The organism is Desulfobaculum sp., from assembly GCF_054921475.1.
Window position 1 is genome coordinate 1 of record NZ_JBUDSW010000151.1, and the last position, 8,960, is coordinate 8,960.

At 62.4% G+C, this 8,960-nt stretch carries 7 protein-coding genes and 1 pseudogene; 6 read left to right on the plus strand and 2 right to left on the minus strand.

Features of this window, described 5'->3' with window-relative positions:
• The 6 genes from ACY69P_RS10620 to glpX form a co-directional block, all read left to right on the plus strand.
• The coding region (locus tag ACY69P_RS10620; protein ID WP_462327450.1) for a tetratricopeptide repeat protein at positions 1-1,375 on the plus strand (1,375 nt) is incomplete at its 5' end.
• On the plus strand, positions 1,372-2,202 hold the full coding sequence (locus tag ACY69P_RS10625; protein WP_462327451.1) for a LolA family protein: 831 nt from the start codon (positions 1,372-1,374) through the stop codon (positions 2,200-2,202). The genes ACY69P_RS10620 and ACY69P_RS10625, both read left to right, overlap by 4 nt.
• A gap of 18 nt (positions 2,203-2,220) precedes the next feature.
• The gene (locus ACY69P_RS10630; RefSeq protein WP_462327452.1) at positions 2,221-2,616 is read left to right on the plus strand and encodes a hypothetical protein; all 396 of its coding nucleotides are present in this window, start codon (positions 2,221-2,223) and stop codon (positions 2,614-2,616) included.
• Positions 2,617-2,668: 52 nt separating this feature from the next.
• Positions 2,669-3,106 carry a ribose 5-phosphate isomerase B gene (gene rpiB, locus ACY69P_RS10635; RefSeq protein ID WP_459899578.1) on the plus strand — a complete coding sequence of 146 codons (438 nt, stop codon included), beginning with the start codon at positions 2,669-2,671 and terminating at the stop codon, positions 3,104-3,106.
• Between the two features lie 67 nt (positions 3,107-3,173).
• Complete coding sequence (gene tkt / locus ACY69P_RS10640) at positions 3,174-5,153, plus strand: transketolase (RefSeq protein WP_462327453.1); 1,980 nt, start codon at positions 3,174-3,176, stop codon at positions 5,151-5,153.
• Between the two features lie 30 nt (positions 5,154-5,183).
• The gene (gene glpX / locus ACY69P_RS10645; RefSeq protein ID WP_404844733.1) at positions 5,184-6,167 is read left to right on the plus strand and encodes a class II fructose-bisphosphatase; all 984 of its coding nucleotides are present in this window, start codon (positions 5,184-5,186) and stop codon (positions 6,165-6,167) included.
• Positions 6,168-6,238: 71 nt separating this feature from the next.
• Here the strand turns inward: glpX and ACY69P_RS10650 are convergent, their stop codons facing one another.
• Positions 6,239-8,647: a PAS domain-containing sensor histidine kinase gene (locus ACY69P_RS10650; RefSeq protein WP_462327454.1), complete on the minus strand. Its 2,409-nt coding sequence runs from the start codon at positions 8,645-8,647 to the stop codon at positions 6,239-6,241.
• Between the two features lie 80 nt (positions 8,648-8,727).
• Positions 8,728-8,960 (minus strand): annotated as a pseudogene (locus ACY69P_RS10655) (2-oxoacid ferredoxin oxidoreductase); the annotation flags it as partial.

The following is an 8,960-nucleotide window of genomic DNA, read 5'->3' on the forward strand; positions in this document are numbered from 1 at the left end:
CATTGAACTGCACCCGGAAAACCGCGACCTCGTCCTGACCCTTGCCACCACCTACTTTGCCGAAAAGCGCTTCGACGCGGCGGCGGTGACCATTGAGGACTACCTCACCCATCACCCCGACGACTGGGGCGCGCAGAAAGAGCTGGCCGTCGTACTTATCGAGTCCAAGCACTTTGCCCGCGCCCTTGACGTCTTAAAGCGCGTGCCCGACGACTCCCGCGACGCCTCCATGCTCTACTACAGCGCCAAAGCCAGCGCCGGCCTTGGCCTGAACCGTCAGGCCATCGGCAAGCTGTACCGCGCCGTGGAGCTGAAGCCCGAATTCGTGGAAGCATGGGCCGAAATGGCCTACCTCTTCGAGGTGGAGCGTGACTACGTCGCCGCCGAGGAGACCTACAACCGCATTCTGGAGCTTGGTGAAACCAGCGGCGAAGTGTGGTTGCGCCTTATTGACCTCAACCTCAAGATGAACAACCCGGACAAAGCCCTCAACCTGTTCAAGCAGGGCCCGGAGGACACCCAGTTCGCGCTGGAAGCCGCCACCATGTTCCTTGAGGAAAAGTTCTTCGACCAGGCCCACGCCATACTGGACCCGCTGCCTCTGGACGAGTCCGAGGCCGCGTCCCGCGTGTGGTTCTACAAGGCCCTGCTCGCCTATGATGGGGACCAAAACCCCGGCAAGGCGCTCAGCTTCCTCGAACGCATCCCGCGCGAGGACGTCCACCACGACAAGGCCATACGCTTCCGCGTGCAGCTGCTGGTGGACATCGGCAAGAGCGACGCCGCCCTCTCCCTTGTGGAGCACGAAAAAGAGCAGAACCCGGATATCAAGGACTACTGGCTCCTTGAAGCCAGCATCCACGAGACCCTTGGCCACAACGACGAAGCCCGCAAGGTGCTGGAAGGCGCGCTGAGCCATTGGCCCAAGGATACCGGCCTGCTCTACACCCTTGGCATTGTTCAGGACAAGCAGGGGCTGCGGCAGGAAGGCATCGCCACCATGGAGCGCATCATCTCCATCAATCCGGAGCATGCGGACGCCCTCAACTATGTGGGCTACGCCCTTGCCGAGGACGGCGAAGACTTTGACCGCGCCGCCATCCTCATCAACCGCGCTCTGGAGCTGAAGCCCGAAAGCGGCTACATCATCGACTCGCTGGCGTGGCTGTATTACCTGCAGGGCGACTATGCCAAGGCATGGGAGCACATCGTCCGCGCCGTGGAGCGCGTTGCCGACGACCCCACCATATGGGAGCACTACGGCGACATCGCCCGCGCGGCTGGCAAAATGGCCAAGGCCCGCGAGGGCTACCGCAACAGTCTTGAACTCAATCCCGGCAATCCTGCCGTTCAGGAGAAGCTGGACGCCTTATGATTCCAACCGTCAACGGCCCGCGGCACATGCCGCGGGCCGCTCTCGTCATGCTGGCTGCCATTGTGGCCGCCATGCTCGTTTCCGGTTGTGCGAAGCCCCGCCCGGCCGCCGTGCCTGTTGTGGACGCTCCGGCCCTGTGGGCTACCTTTCAGGAGCGCTCCCTTGCGCGGCAAGCGGAGAGCATCCGCGCCGCGGCCAGCCTGCAACTGGAAGGCCGCCGCACCGGACGCGTCCGCATTGAACTGTGGGGGCAGCCGGGTGGCGCACTGCGTATGGACGTCAGCGCGGGGTTTGGCTCCATTGTGGCCAGCCTGCGGCAGGACCCCGACACCCTTGTCGGCTACATACCCGACCAGCGCACCGCCTATGTCCACCATGGTAGTGACGGCACCGCCGCCGCCCTTGGCGTTCCTGTGCCATTTGGCCTTGCGGAGCTCTCGCAACTGCTCAGCGGCCAATACGCAAAACTTGTCGCCAAATCGTACGATTCCGTTGAAATACAACCGGATGGCGGGCTTTGTTACCACTTTACAGGGGGCAAAGTGTCAAGCATAACCCTTGACGCAATGGCCCAACCTGTGGAACTGACCGGGCGGCACAAAAACAAAAACTGGACCCTTCGCCTTGAGCGGTATACAGACGAAGCGGACGCGGCACCCCGCGCCCGTCGTCTGGACTTACGCATTCAGCCCGGCGACCGGGCGGTTCTCAGGGTGAAGCACGTGGATACGTCCACACATGTTTGGCCCCGGGGCGCACTGGAACTTCCTCTGCCCCCCGGAACGGTGATGCGTCCTCTGGACTCGCTTGCACCGCTTGAACTCTGACATTTCTCAAGGAACTGAATGATGCCCGACGTCAAGATGGACAGAACGGATATTCGGCAGAAGAGCGACAGCGTGACGGACAACCTGATCACCGGCCTCAAGGTCCTTATGGGCGAACTCAAGTGGCTCGTCCTCAAAGGCCTGCGCGCCATTGAAATCCGCCAACTGGAAAAGCGGCTCGCCAAAGAGTACGCAGCCATAGGCAAACAGGTTCACGAAACCATCATCCCCGGCGAAGACGGCCGCACGTCCACGGGCAGCATCCCTGCCGCGGACTCCGCGATTCACCTCTCGCTCAAGCAGATCGAGTTTCTTCAGGAAGAGATTGACTTCCTTCGCGACCAGTGCACCCGCGCCCGCGAGGACGACCTGAAGACCCGTGCCAAGGACCTCGGTCTGGAATCCGGCAAATAGCCGGCCGTCTGCCACGAACCATCAAAACTCACATCACGAAAAGGGTGGCATCATGTCACAGAAAGCGGTCGCCATCGGCTCTGACCATGCAGGCTTCTCCCTTAAGGAGACCTTGAAAAAGCATCTGGAAGAGCGCGGCATCACCGTCCACGACGTTGGCCCGTTCGACACCTGCAGCGTCGACTACCCCGTCTACGCCAAGCAGCTTTCCCAGTACGTTCTGGAAAACGAATGCCTCGGCGTGCTCGTTTGCGGCACCGGCATTGGCATGTCCATGACGGCCAACAAGGTTTCCGGCATCCGCGCTGCGGTCTGCGCCAACTCCTACCAGGCCCTCATGACCCGCCTGCACAACGACGCCAACGTCCTGTGCCTTGGCGAGCGCGTCACCGGCCCCGGCGCGGCGCAGCAGATTCTCGACATCTTCATCGACACCGAGTTCGAAGGCGGACGCCACCAGCGCCGCATCGACCTCATTGAAAAGAGCTAATCGCAAGATTCTCCGGCTTATCCGGATACAAACCCAAACGCCTCCCCGGCGGAAAGGAAAATAGACCATGAAGACCGAGGTGATTCCCGCTCTGGATGCCAAGGCCGTGAACGTCCTCAAGGCTTTGGTCATGGACGCCACCCGCAAAGCCAATTCCGGTCATCCCGGCGGCCCCATGTCCTCCGCGGATATGGCCTACATTCTGTTCAAGGATTTTCTCCGCTTCGACCCCACCAACCCCGACTGGTTCAACCGCGACAGGTTCATCCTGTCCGCCGGTCACGAGTCCTCCCTGCTGTACGGACTGCTGCACTTCTGTGACTACCTCGACATCGAGGACCTGAAGGCCTTCCGTCAGTTTGGCAGCAAAACCCCCGGCCACCCCGAGATTGAAATCCCCGGCGTGGAAGTGACCACCGGTCCGCTGGGTCAGGGTTTTGCCATGGGTGTTGGTGAAGCTGTCGCCGAAGCCATGCTCCGCGCCAAAACCGGCAAGGACGCCGTGGACCACCACACCTACGTGCTGGCCTCCGACGGCGACCTGCAGGAGCCCGTCGCCCTCGGCGCCGCCTCTCTGGCCGGCCTGTGGGGGATTGGCAAGCTGGTTGTGCTGTACGACAAAAACGACGTCCAGCTGGCCGGCCCCACCGACCGCTGCGACTGCATCGACTACAAGGCCGTGTTTGAAGGCATGTGCTGGAACGTCATCGACATTGACGGCCACGACCACACCGCCATCCGCAAGGCCATCAGCGACGCCCAGCTCAGCTCGCGCCCCACGCTCATCATCGGCCACACCGTCATGGCCAAGGGCACTGCCACCCGCGAAGGCGACCACGAAACCCACGGCGCGCCGCTGCCGCCCGAGGAAATCGCCGCCACCAAGGAAAAGTGGGGGCTTGATCCCAAGGCCGACTTCCAGGTGCCCGAAGAAGTGCTCACCCACTTCCAGTCCAACTTCGGCTTCTACGAGGCCGAGGCCAAGAAGTGGAGCCGCAAGATTGTCGAACGCCGCGAAAACGACGCCGACTTCGACGCCCTGTGGGCCAGCGTGACCGCCGAACGCACCGACCTGAAGCTGAACCTGCCCGAGTTCGAGGCCGGCTCCTCCGTTGCCACGCGCAAGGCTTGGGGCGCATGCCTGAATGAAATCATGCACCAGCTGCCCCTGCTGGCTGGCGGCTCCGCCGACCTCGATCCCTCCAACCAGACTGCCAAGTTCCGCGACACCGTGGGCGTGTTCTGCGCCGACGACCACAGCAAACGGAACCTTTCTTTCGGCGTACGCGAATTCCCCATGGGCGCCATCCTCAACGGTATGGCTGCACACGGCGGCGTGATTCCCTTTGGCGCCACGTTCCTCGTCTTCTCCGACTACGAACGCAACGCCCTGCGCATGTCCGCCCTGCAGAAGCTGCCCGTCCTGCACGTCTTCACGCACGACTCCTTCTACGTTGGCGAAGATGGCCCGACCCACCAGCCGGTGGAACACGCCAGCTCCCTGCGCCTGATTCCGGACCTGCTGGTCTTCAGGCCCGCCGACGCGTACGAAACCCGTGCTAGCCTTGAAATCGCCCTCACGCAGACCGACCGCCCCAGCACCCTGCTGCTGACCCGTCAGGGTCTGCCTGTGCTGGCTCCGGCCTCCTACCCCTCTGTGGTGGACGGCCCGGCCAAGGGCGGCTACATCCTTGAGGACTGCGAAGGCGAACCCGACGTGACCATCATGGCCTCCGGCTCCGAAGTCTCCCTCGCTATGGAGACCGCCAAGCAGCTGGACGGCCGCAAGGTCCGCATCGTCAGCATCCCCTGCCACGAGCTGTTCGACGAGCAGCCCGAAGAGTACAGAAACGCCGTTCTCGGCGGCGGCCTGCGCGTGGCTGTGGAGGCTGGTTCCACCGCGCTGTGGTACAAGTATGCTGGCATCGACGGCATCGTGTACGGCATGGACCATTTCGGCGCTTCCGCCCCCGCGGGCGAACTCGCCAAGGAATATGGCTTTACTCCCGAGAACCTGTCCCGCATTATCACCGAAAAGCTCGGCTAACCGAATACGGCGCTAGAAAGGAGAGTCACAGTGGAAGCCCCTGAACGCAATCTCGCAATGGATCTGGTCCGCATCACGGAAGCGGCGGCCCTTGCCTCGGGTCGTTGGCTCGGCAAAGGCAACAAAGAGGCCGGGGACCAGGCTGCTGTGGATGCTATGCGCCTGTCCTTTAACGCCCTGCCCATCAACGGCACCGTCATCATCGGCGAAGGCGAAAAGGACGAAGCCCCCATGCTCTATAATGGAGAGCAGGTGGGCGCTGGCGGCGGCATCGGCGTTGACGTCGCTGTGGACCCCGTGGAAGGAACGAACCTGCTGGCCTTTGGCCGCCCCAACGCCATCTCTGTCGTTGGTGTTGCGCCCGAGGGCACCATGTTCAATCCCGGTCCCAGCTACTACATGCAGAAGCTGGTCGTCCCCGCACCGGCCAAGGACGTCGTTCACCTCGACGCCCCGGTCAAAGACAACCTGACCAAGATTGCCAAGGCCCTGGGCAAGGACGTGGACGACCTCGTCGTCTTCGTGCTGGACAAGCCCCGCCACAAGCAGCTTATTCAGGAAATCCGCGCCGCTGGCGCACGCATCCAGCTGCACACCGACGGTGACGTGGCTGGCTCCCTCATGGCCATCAACCCCAGCTCTGAGGTTGACTGCATGATGGGCACCGGCGGCACCCCCGAGGGCGTGCTGTCCGCTTGCGCCATCCGCGCCATGGGCGGCGAAATGCTCGCCCGTCTGGACCCGCGCTCCAAAAAGGAAGAGCAGGCCCTGATGGACTCCGGCATCGACGTCCGCGAAATCTTCACCGTGCGTACGCTGGTGAAGACCGACGACACCTTCTTTGCCGCTACGGGCATCTCCGGCGGCACCTTCCTGAAGGGCGTCACCTACTCCGGCAGCGGCGCAACGACCCATTCGCTGGTCATGCGCGGCAAGACCGGAACCATCCGCCACATTGAAGCCTCGCACAGCTGGAACAAGCTGATGCGCTTCTCCTCGGTGAAGTACGACTAGTCCGTCGTCCTCACCAGCCCCATGTGGCGCTGATGACAGATACACAAAAGCCCCGGTTCGCCGGGGCTTTTTTATGTCGGGTCGTCCTCGTCCGCGCCAAACATATTCTGCGGCGGCTTGCCTTCTTTCATGCGCCGGGCCATGGCCTCCCTATCCCGTGGCAGGCAGATGACAAAGGTCGCGCCTCCGCCTTCCGTGGATTCCACGTGGAAGGTCCCATAATGGTTTTGGCTGATGATAAAATACGACACGGACAGCCCCAGTCCCGTCCCAACTCCCGGCGCCTTGGTGGTAAAAAACGGCTCAAACACGCGCTTGCGGTGTTCCTTCTTGAGCCCCGGTCCGTTGTCCGCCACCTCAATGCGGACAGAGTCGTCCTCCTGCCGCGTGCGCAGGGTGATGCGGGGTTGGCGCCCGTGCGTGGTCTCCGCCATGGCCTGCGCCGCATTCTTCAAAAGGTTCAAAATAACCTGCTCTATCTCGGTCTGCGTGCAGACAATGTCCGGCAGTCCGTCCTGATACTCGCGCACAATCTCGATAAGCTTAAAGTCGTAGCGCTTCTTGAGGTCGTAATCACTGGAAGCCAGTTCCACCACCCGGTCGAGCAAGGCATTGATATCGCAGGGCGCGAGGGCGGACTCGCTCTTGCGGCTAAAGTCCAGCATATTATGGACAATACGCGCGGCGCGCTGACCCGCCTCCTTAATGGCCGCCACATACGTATCCACGCGGCGCTCAATCATGTAGCGCTGCACGGCGGCAAGGTCCACGCCGCACTCCTGCGCCACCTCAACGTTCCTCACAAGGTCCGGACTCATCCGCCGCTCCAGATTCTGGGCGGATTGCAGAATGATGCCCAGCGGGTTGTTTATTTCATGCGCCATACCCGCCGCCAGCCCGCCAACGGACAGCATCTTCTCCGTCTGAATCATCATTTCTTCTATGCGCACACGTTCGGTCACGTCATCTATGCGGATAACCGCGCCCTCTACCCCATTTGTCACCAACGGATACACGGTGACGTCCTCATACACGGTGCGCCCGTTGTGGATGCTGGCCGCCTTGCTGGACGCCTGCACCTCGCGCTCGCGCAGGGCCTTGCGCACCCGGTCCATCTGCCGCTGAATGCGAGGGAACACTGCCTCAATGGACTGCCCAATGGCCTCTTCCGCACTGGTGCCGGTTTCGCGTTCCGCTTGGCGGTTCCACTGCGTAACCACGCCGTCACCATCCACTCCAACAAGCACCGAGGGCATGGAATTCACGATGTTCGCCAGCAGCTTGCGCAGGCGCTCTATCTCGTTGGCGGCGTGCACGCGCTCCGTTGCGTCGCGCGCCACACCAACCATCCCAATGGCCAACCCATCACGCATAATGGGCCGCTCGCTCACCTCCATCACGCGCCGCGAGCCATCCCTGTGCTCCATTTCTGCCAAGTATGGCGGCTGCGCAATGCCTGTGGTCAGCGCCTGCCTTGTCTGCTCTTCCACCTTGGCGTTCAGCGGACTGTCCGTCAGCGTTTGCCTGTAATGCACCCGAAATTCTTCAGGCTTGTACCCAAGCACAGCCTCAACGCTGGGGGACACATACTCAAACACCCCGTCACGGTTATGCCGATAGACAAAGTCGCGCATGGAGCTGAGCAGCAATTCGCGCTCCTCCACCACGCGGGCATACTCCTGCGCCTTGCGCTGCAGTGCCGCCGTGGCCAGCTTGCGGTCCGTCACGTCGGTAAGCGTGCCCACCAGCACCCTGTACTCGCCGTCATCCCCGCGAACGCCCTGCCCAATCTCATATATCCACTTTTCACCGCCAGAGGCCGTTACAATGCGGTACTCCAGCGTAAAGCGTCCGTCATAGTCCAAACCAGCGGCGACGCCATCCGCCACGGCCTGCCTATCGTCCGGGTGGATGATGGACCCATAACTCCGCCGCACGCTGCCTAGCAGGTCCGTGGCCGCGTACCCGGTGAGTGCCTCCGCGCGGTCACTCAGGTAGCGCATGGTCCAGTCCTCGTCATTCACGCAGCGGTAGACAACGCTGGGGATATTCTCCACCAGCACCCGATATTCACGCTCCCGCCGCCGCAGACGGTCCTCCACCTCGCGCCGGATGCGTGTTGCGCGGTAATGGGTAAAGACAAAGACGCCCAGCACCACAAATATGCCCATAAACACTGCCGCCAGATGCCGCAGGCGCGTCTGCGGCACACGGTGCGACGCCGTGCCATGCAGGGCGTCCGGCTCGCCAAACAGGGCAACCGTCTCCCAAATGTGGGCCATATCAAGGGCCGCTTGCGCAGGCTGGCCCCCCACCTGCACATGCCCCGCCGGTGCCGCGAGGGCGCCCATCCCAGCACAAGCCGGCACGCTCCCCCACAGCGCGGCGCACAGGCACACCACAGCGCACAGCGCGGACATACCGTACCGTACCAGCCGCTGGCGGCTCCATATGGAATCCGGGGAATAGCCTGTACTCATCGGACTATCCTACCACAGACAGCGCACAAAAAAAGAGCCGAACCACTGGTCCGGCTCCTGTTTTACTCGCGGTATCCGCACTACGCGTAGGACATCATGACCTCGCGCAGAGCCTCGCGGTTCACGGTCTGCTCACCAAGGGGCGCGCCGTGCAAGTGCGGCAACCGTTCGTCAAAGCTGGGCTTCTCCACCGTGTACAGCACCCCGAGGGGGATGCGGTCGCCGAATTCCAAGGCCTTGTCCATAGCCGCGGCGCGGTCTGTTGGGTCATAGTCCTCCGGCAACTCGTAGCACCGCTCCTTGTACCACGCAT

Excerpts from the sequence above, each read along its gene's own strand:
- ACY69P_RS10625 (WP_462327451.1), top strand. The coding sequence starts at position 1,372 with ATGATTCCAACCGTCAACGGCCCGCGGCACATGCCGCGGGCCGCTCTC.
- ACY69P_RS10630 (WP_462327452.1), top strand. The coding sequence starts at position 2,221 with ATGATGCCCGACGTCAAGATGGACAGAACGGATATTCGGCAGAAGAGC.
- rpiB (WP_459899578.1), top strand. The coding sequence starts at position 2,669 with ATGTCACAGAAAGCGGTCGCCATCGGCTCTGACCATGCAGGCTTCTCC.
- tkt (WP_462327453.1), top strand. The coding sequence starts at position 3,174 with ATGAAGACCGAGGTGATTCCCGCTCTGGATGCCAAGGCCGTGAACGTC.
- ACY69P_RS10650 (WP_462327454.1), bottom strand. The coding sequence starts at position 8,647 with ATGAGTACAGGCTATTCCCCGGATTCCATATGGAGCCGCCAGCGGCTG.